This window comes from Elusimicrobiaceae bacterium (genome assembly GCA_017528825.1).
In the GTDB taxonomy this organism is placed as follows: Bacteria; Elusimicrobiota; Elusimicrobia; order Elusimicrobiales; family Elusimicrobiaceae; genus Avelusimicrobium.
In genome coordinates, this window is the sequence record JAFXOI010000013.1 from 1 (window position 1) to 22172 (window position 22172).

Annotated in this window: 27 protein-coding genes and 1 tRNA gene; 15 read left to right on the plus strand and 13 right to left on the minus strand. The window is 43.7% G+C overall.

Annotation, left to right across the window (positions count from 1 at the left end):
* From IKN49_03325 to IKN49_03355, 7 genes are all read right to left on the minus strand, one after another.
* Positions 1-331, minus strand: a 331-nt coding sequence (locus IKN49_03325; protein MBR3632078.1) for a pilin, incomplete at its 3' end; no start/stop codon positions are given.
* A gap of 212 nt (positions 332-543) precedes the next feature.
* Positions 544-1299, minus strand: a complete 756-nt coding sequence (locus IKN49_03330; GenBank protein ID MBR3632079.1) for a hypothetical protein — start codon at positions 1297-1299, stop codon at positions 544-546.
* Between the two features lie 14 nt (positions 1300-1313).
* Positions 1314-1658: a DUF192 domain-containing protein gene (locus tag IKN49_03335; protein ID MBR3632080.1), complete on the minus strand. Its 345-nt coding sequence runs from the start codon at positions 1656-1658 to the stop codon at positions 1314-1316.
* Positions 1655-2107 carry a hypothetical protein gene (locus IKN49_03340; GenBank protein ID MBR3632081.1) on the minus strand — a complete coding sequence of 151 codons (453 nt, stop codon included), beginning with the start codon at positions 2105-2107 and terminating at the stop codon, positions 1655-1657. The genes IKN49_03335 and IKN49_03340 overlap by 4 nt, the downstream gene beginning before the upstream one ends.
* Positions 2107-2679, minus strand: coding sequence for an elongation factor P (gene efp / locus IKN49_03345; GenBank protein MBR3632082.1), 573 nt, complete (start codon positions 2677-2679; stop codon positions 2107-2109). The genes IKN49_03340 and efp overlap by 1 nt, the downstream gene beginning before the upstream one ends.
* Before the next feature lie 33 nt (positions 2680-2712).
* Entirely contained in the window at positions 2713-3768 is a 1056-nt protein-coding gene (locus tag IKN49_03350; GenBank protein MBR3632083.1) for a M24 family metallopeptidase, read from the minus strand.
* Between the two features lie 2 nt (positions 3769-3770).
* Positions 3771-4826 (minus strand): aminopeptidase P family protein, encoded by a 1056-nt coding sequence (locus tag IKN49_03355; GenBank protein ID MBR3632084.1) that lies wholly within the window; start codon positions 4824-4826, stop codon positions 3771-3773.
* 138 nt (positions 4827-4964) lie between these two features.
* Here IKN49_03355 and IKN49_03360 point away from each other — a divergent pair, with 138 nt between their 5' ends.
* The gene (locus IKN49_03360; protein ID MBR3632085.1) at positions 4965-6551 is read left to right on the plus strand and encodes a hypothetical protein; all 1587 of its coding nucleotides are present in this window, start codon (positions 4965-4967) and stop codon (positions 6549-6551) included.
* 7 nt (positions 6552-6558) lie between these two features.
* Positions 6559-8037, plus strand: a complete 1479-nt coding sequence (dacB, locus tag IKN49_03365) for a D-alanyl-D-alanine carboxypeptidase/D-alanyl-D-alanine-endopeptidase (GenBank protein ID MBR3632086.1) — start codon at positions 6559-6561, stop codon at positions 8035-8037.
* 111 nt (positions 8038-8148) lie between these two features.
* On the opposite strand, the gene IKN49_03370 is transcribed toward dacB, so the two are convergent.
* The 5 genes from IKN49_03370 to IKN49_03390 form a co-directional block, all read right to left on the minus strand.
* Positions 8149-9834 carry a type II secretion system protein gene (locus tag IKN49_03370; GenBank protein ID MBR3632087.1) on the minus strand — a complete coding sequence of 562 codons (1686 nt, stop codon included), beginning with the start codon at positions 9832-9834 and terminating at the stop codon, positions 8149-8151.
* A 160-nt stretch (positions 9835-9994) separates the two neighbouring features.
* Positions 9995-10666 carry a toxin-antitoxin system YwqK family antitoxin gene (locus IKN49_03375; protein ID MBR3632088.1) on the minus strand — a complete coding sequence of 224 codons (672 nt, stop codon included), beginning with the start codon at positions 10664-10666 and terminating at the stop codon, positions 9995-9997.
* Positions 10667-10669: 3 nt separating this feature from the next.
* Positions 10670-11890 carry an NAD(P)/FAD-dependent oxidoreductase gene (locus IKN49_03380; GenBank protein MBR3632089.1) on the minus strand — a complete coding sequence of 407 codons (1221 nt, stop codon included), beginning with the start codon at positions 11888-11890 and terminating at the stop codon, positions 10670-10672.
* 79 nt (positions 11891-11969) lie between these two features.
* A tRNA-Met gene (locus IKN49_03385) sits at positions 11970-12043 on the minus strand.
* A gap of 60 nt (positions 12044-12103) precedes the next feature.
* Positions 12104-12703: a tetratricopeptide repeat protein gene (locus IKN49_03390; GenBank protein MBR3632090.1), complete on the minus strand. Its 600-nt coding sequence runs from the start codon at positions 12701-12703 to the stop codon at positions 12104-12106.
* 272 nt (positions 12704-12975) lie between these two features.
* Between IKN49_03390 and IKN49_03395 the strand changes: the two genes are divergently transcribed.
* The 9 genes from IKN49_03395 to IKN49_03435 are packed head-to-tail and all read left to right on the plus strand — an operon-like array spanning position 12976 to position 17970.
* Entirely contained in the window at positions 12976-13710 is a 735-nt protein-coding gene (locus tag IKN49_03395) for a hypothetical protein (GenBank protein MBR3632091.1), read from the plus strand.
* A gap of 6 nt (positions 13711-13716) precedes the next feature.
* Positions 13717-14061 (plus strand): 6-carboxytetrahydropterin synthase, encoded by a 345-nt coding sequence (locus IKN49_03400; protein ID MBR3632092.1) that lies wholly within the window; start codon positions 13717-13719, stop codon positions 14059-14061.
* Positions 14036-14629 carry a 7-carboxy-7-deazaguanine synthase QueE gene (locus tag IKN49_03405; protein MBR3632093.1) on the plus strand — a complete coding sequence of 198 codons (594 nt, stop codon included), beginning with the start codon at positions 14036-14038 and terminating at the stop codon, positions 14627-14629. The genes IKN49_03400 and IKN49_03405 overlap by 26 nt, the downstream gene beginning before the upstream one ends.
* A complete protein-coding gene (gene folE, locus IKN49_03410) occupies positions 14554-15174 on the plus strand; it encodes a GTP cyclohydrolase I FolE (GenBank protein ID MBR3632094.1) in 621 nt (206 codons plus the stop codon). The genes IKN49_03405 and folE overlap by 76 nt, the downstream gene beginning before the upstream one ends.
* A 1-nt stretch (position 15175) precedes the next feature.
* Positions 15176-15970, plus strand: coding sequence for a dihydropteroate synthase (gene folP / locus IKN49_03415; GenBank protein ID MBR3632095.1), 795 nt, complete (start codon positions 15176-15178; stop codon positions 15968-15970).
* Positions 15967-16317: a 6-carboxytetrahydropterin synthase gene (locus IKN49_03420; GenBank protein ID MBR3632096.1), complete on the plus strand. Its 351-nt coding sequence runs from the start codon at positions 15967-15969 to the stop codon at positions 16315-16317. Before folP ends, IKN49_03420 begins: the two co-directional genes overlap by 4 nt.
* Positions 16317-16808 carry a 2-amino-4-hydroxy-6-hydroxymethyldihydropteridine diphosphokinase gene (gene folK, locus IKN49_03425; GenBank protein ID MBR3632097.1) on the plus strand — a complete coding sequence of 164 codons (492 nt, stop codon included), beginning with the start codon at positions 16317-16319 and terminating at the stop codon, positions 16806-16808. The genes IKN49_03420 and folK overlap by 1 nt, the downstream gene beginning before the upstream one ends.
* 9 nt (positions 16809-16817) lie before the next feature.
* Positions 16818-17246 (plus strand): OmpA family protein, encoded by a 429-nt coding sequence (locus IKN49_03430; GenBank protein ID MBR3632098.1) that lies wholly within the window; start codon positions 16818-16820, stop codon positions 17244-17246.
* Positions 17247-17298: 52 nt separating this feature from the next.
* On the plus strand, positions 17299-17970 hold the full coding sequence (locus IKN49_03435; protein MBR3632099.1) for an OmpA family protein: 672 nt from the start codon (positions 17299-17301) through the stop codon (positions 17968-17970).
* A 105-nt stretch (positions 17971-18075) separates the two neighbouring features.
* Here IKN49_03435 and IKN49_03440 read toward each other — a convergent pair whose 3' ends face one another.
* The gene (locus tag IKN49_03440; protein ID MBR3632100.1) at positions 18076-18942 is read right to left on the minus strand and encodes a prepilin-type N-terminal cleavage/methylation domain-containing protein; all 867 of its coding nucleotides are present in this window, start codon (positions 18940-18942) and stop codon (positions 18076-18078) included.
* Positions 18943-19231: 289 nt separating this feature from the next.
* On the opposite strand from IKN49_03440, the gene IKN49_03445 reads away from it, so the two are divergent.
* The 4 genes from IKN49_03445 to IKN49_03460 all read left to right on the plus strand — a co-directional run.
* Positions 19232-19870, plus strand: a complete 639-nt coding sequence (locus IKN49_03445; protein ID MBR3632101.1) for a ribonuclease HII — start codon at positions 19232-19234, stop codon at positions 19868-19870.
* Positions 19867-20226 carry a YraN family protein gene (locus tag IKN49_03450; GenBank protein ID MBR3632102.1) on the plus strand — a complete coding sequence of 120 codons (360 nt, stop codon included), beginning with the start codon at positions 19867-19869 and terminating at the stop codon, positions 20224-20226. Before IKN49_03445 ends, IKN49_03450 begins: the two co-directional genes overlap by 4 nt.
* Positions 20227-20239: 13 nt before the next feature.
* Positions 20240-21061 carry a purine-nucleoside phosphorylase gene (locus tag IKN49_03455; GenBank protein MBR3632103.1) on the plus strand — a complete coding sequence of 274 codons (822 nt, stop codon included), beginning with the start codon at positions 20240-20242 and terminating at the stop codon, positions 21059-21061.
* 37 nt (positions 21062-21098) lie between these two features.
* Positions 21099-22172 (plus strand): oligosaccharide flippase family protein (locus IKN49_03460; protein MBR3632104.1); only part of this gene is annotated, 1074 nt, incomplete at its 3' end.

Sequence of the window (22172 nt, forward strand, 5' to 3'; positions counted from 1 at the left end):
CTAAGTAACTGGCTAGTCTTACATTGGCAAGTTTACTATTCGTCACTCTGATTACATTCGGGTCGGCCGTATTATTAGGCGTTACTAAGGCAAAGGTTAAATCTGCATTATTCATAGTAACATCTAAATTAGCCATATTATCTGTATAAGCACCATTGGTCATTTTAATGGCTTCTTCCGCATCTTTTATCGCTTTGGCTCCCGGGAGCATTGTGCTCCAATGACTTTTATCCACCGCCCCTTGATACATCGGTATTGCAATAGCTGACAAAATACCGATAATAAGAACTACGATTAATAGTTCTATTAAAGTAAAGGCTTTCCTTGACATTTTTATTCTCCTATTTAATAATCTTAAAACGCCCGTAATGCAACGTTTAACGACTCAGTGTCTTGAAAACAGCGGCGTTCTAAGAAATCGTAGCAAAAAAAAAAAACAAGTCAAGCCTTTTTTCTTTCCCGACGAGAAAACAACCAAAAATGAACAACAAAAAATGCGCAAGAGATTTTCCCTTGCGCATTTTTGACGATTAAAAAATCAGGTTAGAAACGTACTGACACGGAGGCTTCGGCACCCAGCCCATAAGAGGCATAGTTAGCCGCCAAACTTAAATCCAAATAAGAAGGCAATTTGAAGTTTAAGCCAACGGTTGCACGCGCGGTAGTGACATATTCCGATTCCCCTTCCAATGTGGGGGCCATGATAGCATCGTTCACATGAAGCGTCGTATAATCTACTCCGCCGCCCACATAGGGCACAAAATATTTGAACTTCATAGAAAGCACTAAGCTGGCATTATAATGGGAAGCGGAAAAATCCCGCGCACTCGCGCTATGCGCAGACACCACCAACATAGGTTGTAATGAACCTAACATTTCATTAGGACTGGTAATCCCCCAACGCAAACCGCCGCCGGCAATCGTCATTCCTTCATAGCTGCTGGCCCGAATAAAACCGTCTAAGCGGAAAGGCATTCCGATATCTGCCTGCAACCACGGATAGTAGACATGACCCACTTTATCACGCTCTCCCAAAGCGGTATGCGTAGTGTCGTTTTTGCCCTTACTCATTTTGAAAATCATCGTGCCGCGCGGCCCGATTTGAAAGCCTCCCCAGCCTAACACACGACCTGTCGTGTAAGTGCCGGATCCGATCAGTCCTCCCAAATCTTTAGCAAAGGCCCGCACGTTATCTGGTGACACGTTAGCCGAAAAATCATCCCAAATGTTGCGCGCCTGTGCGGGCAAACACACCGCCAGCGTTAGTATTAACAAACATCCCTTTATATATTTCTTCATACTGTTTATTCCTTTTAATCGTTCGTCTCTAAAAATTCTACTTGATCTCCCACCTCTACACGTCCTTGCAACACACCGGCGGGCATTTCTAAAGTCTTCACGGCGCGGGCCACAATAGGGCTTAGACGCCACGGCTTCATATTTTCCATCACATGGACTACTTTATTATTCTTATCTAAAAACAATACATCCAGCGCAAAATGCATGAAACAGGTGTGGATTTGCGGACAAGGCATGAGTAACATTGCAGTCCCCTTTTCCATGGAAGGACGAAACATGAGCCCCTTCAAACGCTTAAAAAACCGACGGGCTTGTTCCACCTCTTCTGCCAACACGATCTGTTTACACACACACTTCATAAAGAACCTATCAATTCCGTCAAATGCTTTTCTATTTCCGCGTAAAGCACGGGATTTGTAAACTGTACTGTTTCCGGTGCTTTAACGGATACTGCATTGGGTTTTTGAAATACTAAAAACGTCAGGATCAAGTCTTGATTTAGTTCTACCTCAGCAATCATCAAATCTTCATTTGTAAAAGATTTGCGATAATCTACGGAAGTAATTTTAATTTCCGCCGCCGGATAAACACACTCATCCGTGCATTTTTTTAAGAACTCAAACAGCTCTTTACTGGCTATTTTTACATTACGGTATTTCTTATGTGTAAGAGGTAAAAGTAATTTACCGGATTTTACCTCTACCCCCCGAACTTTAATTCCTGTTCCGTATGAAAACGTAAAAGCGCATACTGGCATCGCCAAACAGCCAAGCACACCCGCTAGCAGTATGCGCTTTAAGCAAAACATTATTTAGGCTCTACCACACGTTCCACATAAGAACCGGTGCGGGTATCCACCAAAATTTTATCACCTTCATTGATAAAAAGCGGTACTTTAATTTCAGCTCCGGTTTCTAACGTGGCCACCTTAGTCATATTAGCAACTGTATCGCCTTTTACACCCGGCACGGTAGAAGCAATCGTCAACGGTACTTTAATAGGCAGTTCCATATTGAGCAACTGACCGTTAATATAAATACCAATCGTTTCCATATTATCTTTCAAATATTTCTTTTGATCTTTCAATTTTTCAATGGGTACGGAAACTTGTTCGTAATTTTCGCTGTTCATAAATACAGCCATATCCCCCTCATCGTACAAATACGTAAAGGGACGTTTTTCCACTTCCACTTCTTTAAATTTATCTTCCGGACGATAAGCCGTTTCAATTAAAGAACCGGTGTGAATATTGCGCAATTTTACGCGCACCACGGCACGGGCTTGGCTTTTGCGATGATGTTGGAACTCGATAATTTCTACAATTTGTCCGTTTTCATCTTCAAAGATCAGTCCGTCGTGAAACTGAGTGGTGTTGATCATAGTTTTACCTCTGTGCAGAGCCTAAAAGCCCTGTTATTTTTGTGTCAAATTTTTGGCGCCCTGACGGGTAACCAAATAACTGTCTTCCAAACGTACGCCATATTTGCCGGGCAAATAAATGCCGGGCTCTACGGTTACTACAAAATTTTCTTCCAATTCTCCGATGGCATTGGCACGTTCAATAGGAGCTTCATGCACCTCTAATCCAATACCGTGTCCGGTCGTGTGAATAAAATACTTTCCGTATCCGGCATCTTCGATTACACTGCGAGCGGCTTTGTCCACTTCCGCCACCGGCAGTCCGGCACGTAATAAGCTGACAGCCGCTTCTTTAGCCATGTGCACAATATGCCAAATCTTAGTATATTCGGCCGGCTCCTTTTCCCCATGCCACCAACTGCGGGTCATATCCGAGCAATATCCTTTATAAAAACAACCGAAATCCATTAAAATAGCTTCATTCTTTTTCAATTTGCGCTTGGCCGATGGAGTATGGTGGCAATCGGCACAATTTTCCCCAAAGCAAACAATGTTAAACGGAATGCTGTCTGCGCCGCGCTTAATCATCGCCAGAGCAATTAAGATACGCACCTCTTCTTCCGTCATACCGGTTTTGATTTGCGGTTTGATTTCCTTAAAAGCCTCGGCAGCAATCTGACACGCTTTGCTGATAGAATTGATTTCATCGGTATATTTTACTTTGCGTAGTTCCAAAGCACCCCCGTCCAACCGGTGCAATCCCGCACGCGCTAATTTCTCTCCGCGTATAAAATCAGCCGCAGCAGGATTAAAAGCCAAATGAAACAGTTTTTTCTGAACCGCCAAATCCAAGGCCCCCGCCAACATATCCCCAGCCGCCACCTTTAGTACCAAAAATTCCGCGGCCGCTAACTTGGGTAACATCATGGGTTTAGTAATCGCATACACTTTGCGCGGAGTAATGAGTAATACGGCCTCTTCATCCGACAAATCCATAAGACCCGTAAAATACCGCAATTCCAACTCACCCAAACAAATATAACCGCTTAAGTTGGCATTCTTGAGCAACTGCTGAAATTCTTTCACACGCTGTAATACTGGCTGATTCATAATTACTTACGGGTTAAAATATCCGCTCCTGTATCTGTAATAACGGTTGTTTCTTCCAATCGTACCCCGTATTTGCCAGGCAAATAAATGCCGGGCTCTACCGTGACCACATGGCCTGCCTGCAAAATAGCATCGCTGGTTTGGTCATTACACGGCTCTTCATGAATTTCCAGTCCTACTCCGTGCCCCAAACGATGGGTGAAATAAGGGCCGTATCCACCTTGCGAAATAATACCGCGGGACAAAGCATCTACTGCTTGGCATGCCGTGCCCGGCTTTTCGGCCGCGATGCCGGCTTTCCATGCTTTTTCCGTCAATTTCCAAATTTTCTGATATTCTTCCGGAGCAGTGCCGTTATGCCACCAACTGCGGGTCATATCCGAACAATATCCTTTGTAGATACAACCAAAATCAATCAAAACAGCTTCATTATCTTTTAATACACGGTCCGAAGTAGCGTGATGTGGATTAGAAGTATTTTCCCCGAAACAAACAATTGTTAAAAAGGAAGTAGCAGACGCACCGCGAATACGCATGAATTTTTCCATTTCGGCCGCCACTTCAAACTCGGTCATACCTGTTTTAATCCAAGGGCGGATGTACTCATAGGTATCGTAAGCAATTTTGCAACTCTCGCGCAAAATAGAGATTTCATGTTCGTCTTTTACTTGACGCAATTGGCTGATATAACTCTTCGCTTCTACAAAACCGGACGATTTGAATAAACTTCCCGCCAGATAATTTTCTTTAGCCGCATCAAAACCAACACGCACTAGCCCCAAGGCATGCGCCTTTTGCACCGCGGCGGCCATCATTTGTTTATCTTGGCCTACAACGGTCATAAAAGGATATTTTTCTGACAATATATTGGCATACAATTGACGCGTGAAACAAATCAGTCCGCCTTCGTGCAAAAGCAGGACCGCTTCCCCGCTGTAAAAATAAAAATCCAGCAAGTAAAATTGGTCTATATTATTGGTAATTACCAGACCGCCGAAACCGTCTTGTTGCATTAATTGCTTTAACGTATTAATTTTATTCAAAATTCTATTTTGCATAAGCGTACACAAGCTCCTTTTACCTCTTGTATATCATAACAATTTTTTAACAAACGGGGCAATGAACAATTCGCAAACGGTGGCCTTTTTGGGGAATAATTATATATAATAATTGATATTGCGCCATGCGTACTTTATATGACTAAACATTGGATTTTTATTTTATTATTATGTTGTGCCAACTCGTTACAAGCGGCTGTTTTTTCTTCCTCTGACGGCCGTTTTAATATAGAGTTACCTTCCGGTTGGACAACCGCTCAAAAACCAGCAGCAGGCTCTGTCTTGTCGGTGGTAAAAGGAAATTCCCGTATTGATATTAAACCGGTGCCTTCCTGTTCCAACGAAGCCTGTATTGAGCAAAAAACCCAACAAGATCTGCTGGATGTAAAAAATAAAAAAATGCAGGTAATTGGCAATTCTTACACCGGAGAGGAAATCAAACGAATTGATTTTTCAACGGGAGAGCCTTTCTTTTATATCAGTTTTTTCACCCCCAAAAACGACTTTAGTTCCGGTTACTTTTTAATTGGTCGCCACGCCTATTCCATTTTGGCTAAAGATCTATCGTACGCTCAAACGGATTTATTATTTTCTTTTATTTCTCCGGCTCAACATGCCACTGCCCCCAAGCCGGCGGCTGTTTCTGCCTCACAGCAACCGATAGAAATGGATCTCACCGATAAACGAGCCTATGACATTGATGCTTTACCGGCTGTAGTCGAGGAAGATATTATTGTGTCCGCTCCGGCCCCGCAGGTGGCTTCGGCTCCGGTCGTTTCAAGTACTCCTAAAACTGCTAAAACAAAAAAAATTCGCACGTTGGTGACTCGCAATATGCCGCCCTATATTAAACGTTTAGGCCATGGATTTGATTGTTTAGTTGGCCTACTATTCCTCTATTTATTGATTCAGGCGATTGCTTTGCTGGTGCGGTTATTTATCAAACCACAAGTAGATAAAACACAAGTCAATCCCAATTCTCCGTTTCCGATTAAGTTTCGTCGTCTGTATGGAACGCCCTCTTTAATTTTCCGCGCGCGAGACAATCAAGGCAATACCCTATTGTCTTTGTCGGCACGTTGGGATAGTTTATTCTTGTTTGGCGGTATTATGCTAATCGTGGGAGCGGGTTTGGTAATGGCCATCACCGGCATTTTTGAAACCACTCAGTTAGTCAAATTAAGTGCTTTTGCTTACAACACAATTTATTCTGCAGTATCATTGGTAATTCCTTTGGGATTTGTAATTTTGATCTGCGGAGTGTTATGGTCGTTACTCGTTTTACGGCAATTTTCGCTTTATGACAATAAAGGGCAAAAAGCAGTATATGTTTTACAACGCGGATTCGGACTTAAAAAAGAACGCTATGTCGCTTATTTTGCCAAATCCAAAGAAGTGCTGATTTTAGAACGCAAACGTTTCTCTTATTTGCGTAAATGGCAGTTACTGGACAAGCAACGTCATGTCCTCGCTCACATTGAAGAGGATCGCCCTTCCTTTGCCATCTTACGCAAATTCGTCGGACATTTGTGGGGATTATTGCGGGCCAGTTACCGCATCAACGGCCCCATGGAAAGCACGGGAGCTATTATCAACTCACGTAGTGCCTTTAATCAATTTAGTTGTCAATTAGATAAACCGCAAGCCATTTCTTCACGCGACTTATTGGTAGCATCCTTGATTATCAATATACGCGACCGCGACAAATGGTATCCGTGGTTCTGATACTATCATGAAATTCTATCGCTTTTTCTTTTTAATACTAGGGGTGTCTTTTGCGCTCCCTGTCTATGCGCAAGAGGCCCTGAATGCCGTCTTTTTGGAAACAGCCCAAAACCGAGCCGTATTACAAGGTAGTTCCTGGGCAGCTGCCGCCGCTTATACCGACGGAACGCTTTTAGCTGGCATCCAGCCGGATTTACGTTTAGCTCCGGCTTCTACACTCAAACTGCTCACCTCGGCCGCCGCCTTGGAGGCTTTCGGGCCGTTTTACCGTTTTGAAACATCTATTTATGCAGACGCCCTGCCGGATGAACAAGGGGTACTTCATGGTAACCTGTATATTCGCGGTGGTGGAGACCCTACCTTAGGTTCTGCCCGCGTAACGGGAAGTTTGGCTTGGGATAAATTGTTAGAGAATTGGTCTTCCCGTCTTAAACAAGCCGGCATTCGTCAAATTGACGGCCGCATCTACGCAGATACTTCTTTATTTTCGGGACCGTCTGTGCCGGACAAGTTTAATTGGCAGAATATGGGCAACTATTTTGCGGCTCCCACTACGGCATTGGCCTTTAACGATAATCAGTTCAGTATTACTTTTTCCCCTCAATCCAAACATGGTGAAAAATTAGAAATCGAAGCGGTATCTCCCAAACCGGCAGGATTAGTACTACATTCTTTTGTTACCGCAGACAGTCAAAATCCAAAAGACAACGCGTATGTATATGGAGCTCCTTATCAATATGAGATGAGCATTTACGGCACTTTACCTACCTCCGTACTGAAAAAATACTCCATTCGAGCCGCCTTACCGGAGGCCCCCAAGACTTTGGCAGAACTGCTACAAAAACAATTGCAACAAGACGGAATTTCTGTTCGTTTGCCTTCGGAAGTATTATATACTGCTCCCAACTATACAGATAAACATCTTGTGTTCACACACTATTCTGCCCCGCTAAAAGACATCATTTATATCTTAAACAAACGCAGTTTTAATTTTTATGCTGAAGTAATGCTACGCCATTTGGCCTTGCAAGCCGGTCAAGCAGGTACCATTCAAAATGGGATTGACGCGTTGCACCGGTTTTTGAAACGAGCTCATATTTCTGATCAAAATGTACTGGTTTATGACGGAAGCGGCTTATCACGCGACAATCAAATTACAGTCCGCGTGTTGTTAGATGTTTTATTATATATGAGCAAGCAACCTAATTTTCAGTATTATTATGAATCACTTGCCACGCTGGAAGACCGCGGAGATTTACTGCTCTTAACCCGCTTGATGAAACCGCTCAAACGCACCCAAGACGTACACGTCAAGGGCGGCACCATTGATGGAGTAAAAGCACAAGCCGGATATGCCAAAGACAAAAACGGTCAACTGATTGCCTTTGCTTTTATTACCAACAATATTATTGCGCAAGACGAATCCATTAACCGTTTTTACGAAGAGTTATTAAAAACATTATTGGAATATTCTCCTAATCATTAGTGCACTCTTTCTACACGATTGTCCATATTTTTTCTCTTGGGACACAAACAGGTTTAACAAAATACCCCCACTCTATGAAAAGTGGGGGTCTGCAGAAAATATTCAAACTCTTTAATTATAGGTATAATCTCCCCAGCTATTGCACGAGGAAGTACCTGTCCAAGAACTACACGTGCGCTGTGAGGTTTGATTACCCTGTTCATCATAGGTATATTCTGTTCCGCTATTGTATTTCTTACAGGTGCCGGCGGATGTATTCACGTTACCACTGCTGCAGGTGTGCTCTGCAATTACACGACCGGCATCATCATAGGTATAAATAGAAACCTCATTATAGGTCTTACATACACTGGTGCCGGAATTGAAAGAAGCACATTTTTTGACCGTTGTTTGATTCGTCTCAGTATCATAAACATAATCATACGAGTCATTTGTGTTATAACTACCGGTACAAACACCCGTGGACGAATTAGCGCTTCCACAAGTACGCTGAGAAACGACATCCCCTGCCTCATTATAGGTATAATTATAGGCCCCACCGCTATAACCGGTGCATTGTCCCGTGCTATTATTCACACCACTACATTTACGTCTCGTTGATACTTCGTCGCTCGGATATGTATAATCGTAGGAGTCTTTGTATCCGCCACTACATGCACCTGCAGAATTCAGACTCGTACAGGTACGTTCGGTCCGCAGACCATCTTCATCATATGTGTAATTGGTCCGAGAATCGTATTTGGAACATTCTCCCGTACTGGCATTAATGGAGCTGGTACAAGTCCGTTTCGACTCTACATTGTTATGACCATCGTAGAAATAATCGGTCGTTGTGCTAAAGGCGGTACAAGTACCGTTAGCGGAAACCGTCTTACAGGTATTTACCGATTCAAGTCTATTATTTCCGTCATACGCATAATTGGTTCCTGCGCTGTAAGCACTACAACTTCCGTCAGCATTATTGGCCGAACAAGTACGCTCTGTTAATTTGTTTCCGCTTGTATCATAAGTCTGTGTAGTTTTCACATTACAAATCGTTCCTTCCATACTGCAAGTATTGCGGGTCAAAGCCTTTCCTTCATCTGAATAACTTACAGTAGTACAAATATTATCCTGACACACTTTCTCACTGTAAGTGTGATCTTCATTATAAGTTCCCTCACAGCTATAACCGCTAGCTACACTGCGGCTACATGCCTTGGTGCACGGATAAGTGTCACAACTCTGCCAGCCGGATGGGCCATTGTTTGCATAGGCCATACTCCACGGGATACCCGTTCCGGTACCCTCTAACACATACGTATCGTATCCGCTTGTTAAACTACCGCTGATTTTCTGCCCATCTAAAGACTCGCATAATCGTTGGGCACGATCGTTCCCGCTTAACGCTTCGCAATGAATTTCACCCGGGAAATTGATACTGGCTCTTTGGTAAATGATGTAGTTGTTGTTCAGGATATCCTTGGATATTTTCACATATCCATAGGATGGATCTTCACTAATTTCAATAGTGACTCCATCTCCTAAGTCGGCCGTGGTACCGGACGGATTATTGGGTAGCTGTATATCTAAATAGGCTAAATCAGGGGAATAGTGGCTGGCTGACATATAATACGCTTCTTGCGCATTGGCCACTGATTTGGCCATAGGCATCAAAGCAGTATAGCGACTCTCATCTACCGCAGTTTGATACTCTGGCAAAGCAATTGCCACCAATCCTGCAATAATCAGTAGCACCACCAGTATTTCTACCAGTGTAAAACCAGCTACTGAAACGGATGAAAGATTTTTTTTCATATTATATTCCAAATCCATTTTATTTGTGTATATTCAAAGTCTATAAAAAGAAAAAATATTTTTCAAGTACAATATATCTTATCCCCTCACTTCACTAAAATACAAGAGGGCCGCTTGATACAAGCGGTCCTCTTTAGGCAGTAAATCGTATAACAACCGGTTAATACACTTTTTTCATGGTTAGTATGCCGTCTTCAAAAAACCATTCTTCGCTCAGGGCTCCGGTATCGTTAAATTTCTTGGTAACCCCGTTTGGTTTGCCATCCTTATGCGGAGAAATCAGCGCAATGGTACCGTTGGGGTGATACACAATTTTATCGCCGATTAATTTGTCATTCTTATACGTACACTCGGAACGCAAATCTCCGTCTTGGGTATAGGTGCGGCAAATTCCGTTCAAATATCCCTTCTGATATTCCGCCACTTCTAATACTTTGCCGGAAGGATAGTATTTAGTTTGCCGGCCTTCTTGGCAATCATCTTCATAATTCATTTCTTTTTGCAAACGACCCGTCGGATGATATACCCGTGCCGGGCCCTGCAGACGACCATCTACATAAAATTTTTCAATACTTACTTTGCCGTTATCAAAATAAATCCGGCAGCGTCCGTTACGCAAGCCGTTTTTGAATTCACACTCAAAGTACACCTTACCGTTTTCAAAAAATTCTTTTACAATTCCATCGGGCAAATTACCTTCCCTTTTGGTAATATCCAAATTTTTATCCAACGTTTCTCGATATACTTCTTTTTCATCCAACAAATAAATCCTCACGAATCCCACATTAAGCGGGTCGTTTAGACTGGTTGTTTTACGCACGATTTCTGCCATAGTCTACCTCTTCATTGCGTTAGCAGCTACATAAGCACTGCCCCACGCAAAATGTAAATTAAATCCGCCACTGCGTCCATCCACATTGAGAAGTTCTCCCAATATGTATAACCCTTTGCAACACAAGGACTCCATTGTATTATAGTTTATTTCGGCGCAATTTACACCCCCCGCCGCCACCATGGCCTCTGTCCAAGGACGTAAAGATAACACGGTTAGCGGCCACATTCCCAATGCTTTTATGACGGTGTTGACCGTATTATCCGTCCAATCACAGACCGGAACATTTTTACGGACTCCTGTAAAATCAATCAGTAAATTAATAATGTTTTCGTGCAATACACCGGCAAAAAAAGATTTGGCCGTCCGATGACCAAACTGCTCGCGACGGGCTTGAATAAATGCTTTTTTATCCTCTACTTGCGGCAGTAAATCCATCGTAACGGATACGGGACCTTTGGCAAGATGCCGCCCAATACTTCCGCTAAGTTGTAGTGCCGCCGGCCCTGATAGTCCGTAAGAAGTAAATAAAATTTCACCGGTATGGCTTATTTCTTGAGAGGTACCCTGCCAAGCGGTCAATTTACCTTGTAAGCGAATTCCCTGCAAACGGGCAACCGCTTTTTCTTTGACGTTCAATGCACACAAAGCCGGCGTAATCGGCACCAGTGAGTGCCCCAGCGATTTAGCTAATGTATAGCCCGCCTGCGTGCCCCCCGCTTGCGGATAAGCACAAGAACCGCAGGCCAAGACACAACGCCGTGCGTGAAAAGCGGTTTTATCCGTAGCCGTAAGTATAAATTTTTCTCGTTTGACTATCTGTGCAATTTCGGTTTGCGTGCGGATCTCGACTCCGGCTTCCAAACACGCTAAACGCAACGCCTCTGCCACCGCGGTGGATTTGCCGCTTAACGGGAACACACGTCCCAAATTTTCTTGTTGAGTCAGCACGCCCAGATTCTTAAAAAGTTCCAGACATTTTTCCGCTGAAAATTGTTTTAATACAGCCTCAGCCAATTGAGGTGTTCCGTGATAATCTGCCGCGGAGACCCCTACATTCGTCAAATTACAACGGCCATTTCCGCTAACCAAAATTTTCCGACCAACCTGAGCCGATTTTTCCAGCAGGATTACTTTATCACCGCGACGCGCACACTGCCACGCACAAAATAAACCGCTGGCTCCGCCGCCCACAATTGCCACATCATATAAAGGAGTGTTCATTTGGATTTACTATAGCAAATTTGACTACAAACTGTCTGAGGTAATTATAAAAAAACCTCCCGTTAGGGAGGTTAAAAAGTGTCACCGGGTGGGCTCGAACCACCGACCTATTCCTTATGAGAGAATCGCTCTAACCAGCTGAGCTACGGTGACAAAATCGACCTATTTATTATACCAAAACAAAACGCACGATGCAATTTTATTTTCTGCCAGCTAACGGATTTTCTGGTAATCGCTTAGGTTACTCAAATACTGTCCGGACTTGGCTTCTTGCAAATCTTGCTTCGCTTTTTCCGTCTGGCCCAGTTTTGAATATGCCGCCGCGCGCGCTTCCAAGACATCTACCGCAGGCCGTGCACGTAGCACCATGGAATAATCTTGTACCGCTTGGTCATACTTCTCTAGCATAAAATTGATACCACCGCGCGTAAAAAAGATTTCCGGTTTGGAAGGAGCAAGCACCAACACTTGATTAATCACTTCCATAGCCTCCTCATAGGCCCCTTGAGCGGCCAAAGCGGAAGCCAAGGCAGTATAGGCATCTGTGTAGTAAGGATTTCGGTTCAACGTTTCCGCAAAATCTTGCGCCGCCAAAGCATATTCCCCTTGGTTAAAGTAAGCCGTACCGCGGGCGGCATAAATATCAGCCCGTTGCGGATTTAATTGTAAAGCATGATTATAGGCTTTGATAGCTTGGGCACTCTTTCCATCTTGCGCATACCCTTCCCCGCGAGCCAGCCATTCCGAAGAAGTAGGCATACTTTGACACGCTGACAATACACCGCAAAAGAAAACTAAAATTATTTTTTTCATACGTCCTCCCTTTGTGTGTATTATACCAAATAGACGAACTGACATAGGTCCAAAAACAGACTAAAACTAGGTCCAAAGACCCTTTTCGGGACAGCTACAGAATGATACAGTATAAATATAAGGAAAGCGATTTTTCAATTTCATCCTACACCGCTGCGGTCCTAACCCTGCCGCAGCGGTTCCCTTTTATATGAAAACTATTTGATGTTTTTACCCCCTCATTGGGATAGAAGATTTTGGCTGTTTTTCCTTGTATTTTATATACTATAACTATGTTACTAGTATGGTTCAAAACGATTTTTAGTTTTTCAATTTATACTCTCTTGCGCAGGGTAAGTCCGTGGGGCACTGTCTTTTTTGCCTTGTATTTATGGCTAATGGGAGTGTTGGTGTTTAATCTTTATTTTGCTTGGCAGGTGCATGACAAACTACCTATTTTCATTCGCAATTTTCCGACTTTGATTTTTGAAAAAGGTCATCTCGTTTCCGAAGAAAAAGCCATCATACACATTCCGTCCACTAACTATGAAATTTTACTCGATTCTACCCGCCAGTCTCCCCCCACCGCACAAGAATTTACCGATAAACACTGGCTGGCTTTTATCAACGATAATCAACTCTATATGCTCTCTGTAGCCGGAGTATCTTCTCAGCCGATTCCCGCGCAAGTGGACGGAACCATTGATGCCGCTTGGCTACAAGAACACAGTTCCTCCATACGGGCAGTCTTGCAGAGTATGCTTTTTATGGGTTCTTTCTTTTTTCTGGCCTTGTTCTTTTTCTTATCGTGGCTGATGGCCGGAAGTGTTATACTGTTTTGGATGGGATTTAACCGCCGGCCCATACCTTTAGGAATTATCACGCGTTGGGCTATATTCTTACAAGGTCCGGCATTGGCGCTATGGATTGTGAATTTGTTCAGTGGAATCCCTCTGTTTGTACTGGCCCTATTTATTTTATTTAATATCTATGTCCAGCAAATTTTCAACATTTTGCCGGATGACTGAGGAAATATGTTGCTAAAAATCATACGCAAATTCAGCTCTGCTCATCATTTACCGCATTATGACGGACCCTGTCATAATTTACACGGACACACGTGGAAAGTGGTCTTTGTGATAGAAGGCCCCGTGCAAGCCAATGGGATGGTATATGATTTTAAGGTGCTCAAAAAATTACTGGACGAACAACTGCCGGATCATCAATACTTAAATGATCTGTTGGAAAATCCGACAGCAGAAAATTTGGCCCCTTATCTGTTTGAAAAGATTTCAGGTGTATTAAAGTCACTGGGGCTTCAGCTTAAAACTTTAGAGCTTTGGGAGAACGAAAGTGCCGCAGCCGTCGTGGAACGTTAACGAAATTTTTTATTCCGTGCAAGGCGAAGGAAAACACACCGGCATGCCGGCGGTGTTTGTGCGTTTAGCCGGTTGTCACATGGGATGCGATTTTTGCGATACAAAATACGCTTTTGCCAAAGGCACGGACATGAACAGTTTGCAAATTTTGGTAGCGGTGACGCAGTTCCCTTGCAAAACAGTGGTCATCACCGGAGGAGAACCGACTGAACAGGATTTACCTGCCCTGATTGCCACGCTTAAATCCGCCGGTTACACCGTGCACATTGAAACAAACGGCGCCCGCGACTGCGACGTAAGCCGGGCAGATTTTGTCTGCGTTTCACCCAAGAAATATGTCGCTCCGCAAATGTTGCAAAAAGCAGATATTATTAAATTAGTCGTCAGCACTCGCACTCCGCTTCAGGAGATTGAAAAATTTTATGCGTATGAAAACGAGAAAACGCAACTTTATTTACAACCCGAAAGTAATAAACAGGAGAACATGGACTTATGCGTAAAACTAATAAAAAATCACCCGTCCGCACGTCTAAGCGTGCAACTGCACAAGCTCATAAAGGTAAGGTAAGCGAAGCTAAAATTTTGGATAATATCCGCGAAATACTGGCCTATATCGGAGATAACCCTTCCCGAGAAGGGCTTTTGGAAACTCCCAAACGTATTGTGCGCAGTTGGGATAAATTGTTCGGCGGATATAAAATGCGTCCGACAGACGTACTGAAAACCTTCAAAGAAGGCTCTTGCGAAGAAATGGTGGTACTAAAAGATATTGAGTTTTATTCTACGTGCGAACACCATTTGCAACCGTTTTTTGGCACCATTAGCATCGGTTATTTGCCCAAAGGCAAAGTGCTGGGAATTTCTAAATTAGCTCGCCTGGTGGAAGTATATGCCCGCCGCCTGCAAATTCAGGAAAAACTCGTAGCTCAAATTGCCGACAGCTTAATGGAAACTTTGCAACCGCACGGAGTAATGGTCGTCTGCAAAGCCAAGCACATGTGCATCAGTTCGCGCGGCATTGAAAAACATAATGCCGTCATGGTCACCAGTGCGATTCGCGGTGCTTTCAAAAAAATGGAAGTACGCAATGAATTTTTGGAAATGATTAAATAATATGTTTCCTCAAGTAATGGGCATTGTTAATGCCACGCCCGATTCTTTTTACGATGGCAACCCGCAAAATAATTTAGACAGTTTGCTGGCTAAATGTGCGGCCCACTTGGAAGACGGCGCTGACATTTTGGATATCGGCGGAGAATCTACCCGGCCGGGGGCCACCCCTGTGTCTGCCGAGGAAGAATTAGCCCGCACATTGGAACTGATTCAACAAGCACATGCCCGTTGGCCAAAAGCAGTTATTTCACAAGACACGTTCAAAATACCGGTGGCCTTAGAAGGACTCAAAAACGGGGTGCAAATCATCAATGATGTCAGCGGCACGCCCGATCCGGAAATGTTCAAGCTGGTGAAGGATTTTCGGGCGCAAATCGTCATCATGCACACGCGCGGTACGCCACAGACCATGCAAACACTTACCCAATATACCGATTTACTGGGCGAAATAAAAGACTTTTTAGCCGGCAAAATCGCCCAAGCCCAACAACATGGTCTTACAAAAGAGCAGATTATTATCGACCCGGGATTTGGCTTTGCCAAAACACGAGAGCAGAATTATCATTTACTGGCGCACGTAGCACAACTTAAAGATCTTGGTGTACGCATGCTAATTGGTTTATCGCATAAAAAATTTCTTAGTCAGCCCGGTGAAAAACCGCCCAAGCGCAAAACCCAAACTATTTGCGCCAATTTGGCCGCATTGCAAGCCGGAGCCGACATCTTACGAGTACACGACGTACGCGAAACTAAAAAAGTAGTCCGTTTTTTCACTGAATGGGAGGCAAACAAATGAGCAAAGTATATTTAACACAAGCCGGTTCTTTCCACGCCATGCACAGCCACGATGGCACTTTGGCAGAACCGTTACATGAGCACGAATTCCGTTATGAAGCTACTTTTTACGGCAATATCAATGAAGAACGCTTCTTGATTGATTTCCGCCAAATCAGCAATTTATTCAAAACAGAACTGGAAAGACAGCTCAACGGATCAGATTTGACGACTTTTTTGCCCTTTCCGACAGCAGAGTCTTTGGCCATTTGGCTCTATGACCGCATTAAGGCCAAAATGCCTCAGCTTTACAGTGTCAAAATTGCCGAAAGTGCAGACCGCTGGGTAGAGTACAGAGGCGAAGAATAATGCCGTTAGCTATCTTGGGCCTGGGTAGCAATCAAGGAAATCCAAAAGAAAATTTAGACCGTGCCATTGCCGCTTTGTCCGACATTGGCACCGTCAAGGAAGTCGCTCCTTATATTTTATCCAAACCGGAAGGATACGATGCACAGCCGGATTTTGTGAACACGGTGGTGTTGTTATCTACTCCTTATCCCCCGGTAGGGTTACTGCGCAAACTAAAAACCTTGGAAACCCGACTGGGCCGCGTACCAACCTTTCGCAACGGGCCCCGCGTAATTGATTTGGATATTTTATTTTATGAGGACCAAGTTATTTTTGATGCCGATGAGATTTTATTTATCCCCCATCCGCGTCTGCAGGAACGGGAATTTGTATTAAAACCGCTGAGTTATTTGCGCCCGGATTTTATACATCCGTCGCTTCAAAAATCCATCATACAGCTTTACCGCGAACTAATGAGAAATAAAGGCGAAGCGACTTGTAAAATTTTGTAGAATGAGTGTATGAGCAAACTACTATTTCTGAGTCTGTGTATGGTATTGTTATCGGGATGCTTTCGGGCACAATCAGACGTAGGCCGTGTGGGGCAAATGTATTTTACCATGATTTACTTTACCACTAGCGGACAGGATATAGATAAGCCCTCATATAAAAGGATCGAACAAACAGCTAAGATTTTTAAAAAAGATCCGAAAGTGAAAGTAGAAGTACGCGGTTATACCGATTCCACCGGTAGCGAACGGGGTAATTTGAATTTATCCCAGCAACGGGCAGAAAAAGTGTCCCAAGCGTTACAAGTGCGCGGAATTCCGGGTAGTCATATTTCGGCCAAAGGTTATGGGCATGCTAAGCCGATTGCCTCTAATCAAACACCGGAAGGTAGACAAAAAAATCGCCGGGTGGAGATAGAATTTCCTTATCCGGAAAACTAATTTGTAATATCTCTGGGCTTGCATAGACAGAGTAAAATTCAAGGAGGCATACGTGAAAAAAGTAGCTTTACTGTGTGTGGCAGCCCTTTGTTTAGCGGCTTGTCACTGTGAAAGAAAGACCACCGGCACCCCGTGCCGCAAAGCTGCCTGCAAATGCAAGCACGCTCAAGTAAAAAAGGAATGCAAGTGCCATCAAGTACATATGGGCCCGCTGCAACAAGCCTGCAATTGCACCACCACTTGTGTAGCTCCCAAACCGAAACCGGCTCCGATGAAAATGGCTCCTGCTCCGAAACCGCAACCGACCGCTACTCAAAGAGCTGCTGAACAATCCGCCGCTTTGAGCACCTTAGGTACGGTTAAAGCAAAAGATAATAAACTTTCTTTAGCTTATAAAGAACCTATCCGCTTTGGCCACAACAGTGCCGTCATTGAAACTCCGTCTTACAGCGAATTAGATGCCACGGCCGCTGTGCTTAAAAAATATCCCAATGCCAAAGTAACGGTCAATGGATATACAGATTCTTTAGGCAATCCGGCGTATAACGTAGACTTATCTCAACGCCGCGCCCAAGCTGTTGCAGATGCGTTAGTACAACGCGGTGTAAAAGCTGAAAACGTCTCCGCCGTCGGACACGGTGCCGCCAACCCGGTAGCTACCAATAGCACCGCAGAAGGCCGCCGCATGAACCGCCGCGTAGAACTGGAAATTGAAAACAAATAAGGTTTTCTGTTTACAAAAAATCCCCCGACACCAGATCGGGGGATATTTTTTTATAAATTGCCATACCAATAACTGCCGGTATAATAACCCTTGTCTTACCCATCACTAGTTATTATTAACGCGGCACCACGTCCAATCACCGTTTCTGTAATAATATCCATTAACTTGGTTACAACTATCTGATACTCTTTGACCATTATGATTTACATTCCCTCTGAGTACTATATTATCGGACCCAGAAACATAAAAAAATATTTGGGCAAAAAACGGTCTAGCTGCATAATCATTAACATACAGGGTTAATTTATCATGAGCTACCTCCCAATAATATTTATTCCCGTCTGCTCCTATAATAGCATTGCTTGCCCCCATCTTATTTAAACATTTTCCATCGCTCGTACACACATGATCCAAAGTATCCTGCAAACAATGAAGATCATTTCCACATGACTGATTCCATTTATCAACTAATTCTTCTGCAATATATCCCACATAATCATCCATAACCCAGTTCTGTAAGTTGGATGTATCATACTTAGAAAAACTCTGCCCTTCTTGTAAATCAAGCAAAGAACAAATATAATGATCTATCGGCCGGCAGAAAATTTCCTTCGTCATATAATCAACAGATAATTCATATTCTCCATTATTGCGCTTAGCAAGTGCGGCTTTTTTATCATTACCATAAATGGTGTAGTCAAAATATTGCCCATTCAATGTATTTCCCGTAGCTTGTGAGCCATCAGAATAATTGTTAAAAGACAAATCTAAAGTTTCAAATTGGTCCGTAAACCCACTATTGGCCATTTGAAAACTTTGCTCTCCGGTAGCGATAGAAGACAGCGTTTGCATGGCTTCCGTAGCACGCGTTTTTTCTACCACCCTATTGTATATAGGAAGAGCTACCGCCGATAATACGCCAATAATTAAAACCACTATTAACAATTCAATCAAGGTAAAACCTTTTTTCATAAAATCCCCTTTCAAAAATAAACTATGCTTTAAGAATTCAAAAATACCACTAAAACACACATAAACCACACCCACATCAAAAAGAGGGCTTACTACTTATAAATATATTACAAAAAAAACAGTTTTCAAGTCTCTTTTATTTCACAATAAGAAAACAGCCAAGGCGAGGTATAACGTTATTGCGAAACAATTATATCCCGCACTGCCACATTGCAAAATGACTCAGAAGAATTTGATTTTGCACTCTCTCTTGTCAGAAATTGATACAATAAGATTAAAAGAGGCTCTGATGAATTCACTACAAGATTTTGACAAGAAAAAAGCCTTGCAATTAGGCACGGCAACTTTGCTGGGCATTGATGAAGCTGGCCGCGGCCCATTGGCAGGCCCGGTGGTGGCTTGTGCGTGTCACATTGCTCCCAATCAATTTGTCTATTTTGAAGACGTAAACGACAGCAAAAAATTAACCGCACACAAACGTGAAGAAATTTTTGAACGTCTACAAACCGCCGGTGTATTGTATGGGGTCGGTTTTGCTTCGGCCCGGGAAATTGACCAACTTAATATCTTACAAGCTACTTTTTTGGCCATGCGCCGAGCCGCTCACAAATTTTACTCCATTCCCAATGCGGTTGCTTTAATTGACGGCCCGCATCCGGTACGCGATCTCCCACTTCGCCAAGAGCCGGTAATCGACGGAGATGCTTTATCTCTCAACATTGCCGCGGCCAGCATTGTTGCCAAAGTGTTGCGCGACCGCTATCTTGATACGCTAGATAAACTCTATCCAAACTACAGTTTTGCCGCCCACAAGGGCTATGGCACGGCCCAACATTTGGCCGCACTGAAAAAATACGGTCCTTGCCCGGAACATCGCCGCACCTTTGCCCCCGTGCGCAATCTATATAAACCCACACTTTTTCCATGAATTCCAGCCAAAGCGGTGCTCAGGGCGAAGAAGCCGCCGCCCACTATTTAACGCAGAAAGGCTACCACTTGCTGGCCCGCAATTACCGCCAGCCGTGCGGGGAAATCGATTTAATTTGTTCCGACGGAAAAACCTTGGTATTTGTAGAAGTCAAAAAGCGCGCCAGCCAAGCCTTTGGCGGGCCTTTAGCGGCGGTCACATTATCCAAACAACGTAAAATTGCATTGACTGCCCAATATTTTATTAAGGAAATTCACCCCAAATTTGATAGTATAAGATTTGATGTAGTATGCCTGCTGGGCGGACAAATCACGCATATTGAAAATGCCTTTTTTCCGCCGCGCGGCACATTTTAATTAAGGAGGCCGTATGACTCAATTGCAGCAAGTGAAAAAAGCCGTCGCATTCATTCAGAAAAAGACAAAAAATTTCAAACCGGAAATTGCGTTAATTACCGGCTCCGGGTTGGCGGGATCTATCCCGGCACTGGAAAAGAAAATAGTGTTAGAATATGCCAAAATTCCGGGTTTCTTACGCAGCACCGTTCCGGGACATAGCGGCAATTTAATTTTTGGTATTTACAAAGGTAAAAAAATTATGGTCATGCAGGGACGCTTTCATTTTTATGAAGGCCATCCGATGAAAAATTTAGCCATTTCCATTCGCACGATGTTCTTATTAGGCGTCAAAAAATTGATTGTTTCCGCGGCAGTTGGCTCTTTAGATTTACAACTCAAGCCAGGCTCTTTGTGTGTACTGAGCGATCATATCAATTTGATGTGCAACAACCCGCTGATCGGCAATCACGATCCGGCTTTCGGCCCGATGTTTTTTGACTTAAGCGAAGCCTATCAAAAAACCATGCGCAAAACGGCTATCAACGCCTGCAAAAAGCTCAAAATCAATGCCAAAGAAGGCACTTATTTAGCGGTCACCGGCCCTAACTTTGAAACACCGGCCGAAATCCACGCGTTCAAAACGTTAGGTGCTACCGTAGTCGGCATGAGCGTGGTGCCCGAAGTATTGGTGGCGCGCCAATGCGGCATTGAGGTATTGGGACTGGCGTGGGTGAGCAATATGGCTTGCGGCATTGCCAAAGAGGCCTTGTCTCACGCACAAACTATTTCGGAAACGAAAAAAATTGAAGGTAAATTCAAAGCCTTATTAGAGGCCGTTTTACCTAAATTATAAGCAAATACGCCCCGCGGTTTGCCGCGGGGCATTTCTCATGGCAAACGATATTTTACGTCTAGGAAAAGAAACATTGATATACGGCACTTCCACGGTGCTGGCTCGTTTGCTGAATTTTTGTTTAGTTCCTTTTTATACCTACTATTTGGCTACTGCCGAGTACGGAGTGGTAGCCACTATATTTGCGCTCATTGCACTGCTAAATGTGATTTTTCTCTTTGGGATGGACCAAAGTTATTTGCGTTTTGCCAGTGAAATGAAAAACAAAAACGAAGTATTCAAACATTGTTTTTACGGTTTAATTATATACGGCACTGTACTGGGTGTTTTACTTTCTACCTGCACCAAACCGCTGGCCGCCGCCGTGGGCATTGGTTCCTCACACGCTTATTTGTTACAGCTTTCCGTCTTTATTCTCTTACTAGACATGCTCAACATGATCCCCTTTACCAAACTGCGCCTGCAACGGCGCGCGTGGTATTTTGCGGGAGTGCGTACGCTCTCGATTATCATCAACGTCTGTTGCAATATCCTGTTTATTGCCGTACTTAAATGGGGTATCGAATCTATTTTTTGGGCGAACATTTTTGCCTCTTTAACTTCGCTGTTATGTTTATCTCCCGTCGTGTGGCAAGAATTAAAAACAGGCCTTCCACGTTTTAATCCGGCCTTAGAAAAGCGGATGATTTTATTTGCTTGGCCGTTTGTACCCTCGGGGTTAGCCAGCCTGCTGGTGAGCGTAATTGATAAGCCGATTTTGGTGCATTTGGTGGGACTTGCTGACGTGGGCGTGTATCAAGCCAATTTCAAAATCGGTGTTTTTATGATGCTGATTGTGTCTATGTTTGACCAAGCATGGCGCCCCTTCTTTTTGGCACATGCAAAACAACCGGATGCCAAAACACTTTACGCCCGCGTGCTGACATTTTTCACCGCATTTGCCTTGTGGGTGCTACTGGGGTTAATCTTCTTAATGCCGGATATTATCCAAAGCCATTTATTCGGCTCTTTTCACTTAATTGCCCCGCAATACTGGGGCGGTTTGTCGGTCATCCCGCCGGTATTAGTAGGCTATTTTTTCTATGGGTTATACATCAATTTTATGGTGGGC

What these genes read in the sequence shown, in the direction of transcription:
- IKN49_03330 (MBR3632079.1), bottom strand. Translation starts at nt 1,299, where the DNA reads ATGAAGAAATATATAAAGGGATGTTTGTTAATACTAACGCTGGCGGTG.
- IKN49_03335 (MBR3632080.1), bottom strand. Translation starts at nt 1,658, where the DNA reads ATGAAGTGTGTGTGTAAACAGATCGTGTTGGCAGAAGAGGTGGAACAA.
- IKN49_03340 (MBR3632081.1), bottom strand. Translation starts at nt 2,107, where the DNA reads ATGTTTTGCTTAAAGCGCATACTGCTAGCGGGTGTGCTTGGCTGTTTG.
- efp (MBR3632082.1), bottom strand. Translation starts at nt 2,679, where the DNA reads ATGATCAACACCACTCAGTTTCACGACGGACTGATCTTTGAAGATGAA.
- IKN49_03350 (MBR3632083.1), bottom strand. Translation starts at nt 3,768, where the DNA reads ATGAATCAGCCAGTATTACAGCGTGTGAAAGAATTTCAGCAGTTGCTC.
- IKN49_03355 (MBR3632084.1), bottom strand. Translation starts at nt 4,826, where the DNA reads ATGCAAAATAGAATTTTGAATAAAATTAATACGTTAAAGCAATTAATG.
- IKN49_03360 (MBR3632085.1), top strand. Translation starts at nt 4,965, where the DNA reads ATGACTAAACATTGGATTTTTATTTTATTATTATGTTGTGCCAACTCG.
- dacB (MBR3632086.1), top strand. Translation starts at nt 6,559, where the DNA reads ATGAAATTCTATCGCTTTTTCTTTTTAATACTAGGGGTGTCTTTTGCG.
- IKN49_03370 (MBR3632087.1), bottom strand. Translation starts at nt 9,834, where the DNA reads ATGAAAAAAAATCTTTCATCCGTTTCAGTAGCTGGTTTTACACTGGTA.
- IKN49_03375 (MBR3632088.1), bottom strand. Translation starts at nt 10,666, where the DNA reads ATGGCAGAAATCGTGCGTAAAACAACCAGTCTAAACGACCCGCTTAAT.
- IKN49_03380 (MBR3632089.1), bottom strand. Translation starts at nt 11,890, where the DNA reads ATGAACACTCCTTTATATGATGTGGCAATTGTGGGCGGCGGAGCCAGC.
- IKN49_03390 (MBR3632090.1), bottom strand. Translation starts at nt 12,703, where the DNA reads ATGAAAAAAATAATTTTAGTTTTCTTTTGCGGTGTATTGTCAGCGTGT.
- IKN49_03395 (MBR3632091.1), top strand. Translation starts at nt 12,976, where the DNA reads ATGTTACTAGTATGGTTCAAAACGATTTTTAGTTTTTCAATTTATACT.
- IKN49_03400 (MBR3632092.1), top strand. Translation starts at nt 13,717, where the DNA reads ATGTTGCTAAAAATCATACGCAAATTCAGCTCTGCTCATCATTTACCG.
- folE (MBR3632094.1), top strand. Translation starts at nt 14,554, where the DNA reads ATGCGTAAAACTAATAAAAAATCACCCGTCCGCACGTCTAAGCGTGCA.
- folP (MBR3632095.1), top strand. Translation starts at nt 15,176, where the DNA reads ATGTTTCCTCAAGTAATGGGCATTGTTAATGCCACGCCCGATTCTTTT.
- IKN49_03420 (MBR3632096.1), top strand. Translation starts at nt 15,967, where the DNA reads ATGAGCAAAGTATATTTAACACAAGCCGGTTCTTTCCACGCCATGCAC.
- folK (MBR3632097.1), top strand. Translation starts at nt 16,317, where the DNA reads ATGCCGTTAGCTATCTTGGGCCTGGGTAGCAATCAAGGAAATCCAAAA.
- IKN49_03430 (MBR3632098.1), top strand. Translation starts at nt 16,818, where the DNA reads ATGAGCAAACTACTATTTCTGAGTCTGTGTATGGTATTGTTATCGGGA.
- IKN49_03440 (MBR3632100.1), bottom strand. Translation starts at nt 18,942, where the DNA reads ATGAAAAAAGGTTTTACCTTGATTGAATTGTTAATAGTGGTTTTAATT.
- IKN49_03445 (MBR3632101.1), top strand. Translation starts at nt 19,232, where the DNA reads ATGAATTCACTACAAGATTTTGACAAGAAAAAAGCCTTGCAATTAGGC.
- IKN49_03450 (MBR3632102.1), top strand. Translation starts at nt 19,867, where the DNA reads ATGAATTCCAGCCAAAGCGGTGCTCAGGGCGAAGAAGCCGCCGCCCAC.
- IKN49_03455 (MBR3632103.1), top strand. Translation starts at nt 20,240, where the DNA reads ATGACTCAATTGCAGCAAGTGAAAAAAGCCGTCGCATTCATTCAGAAA.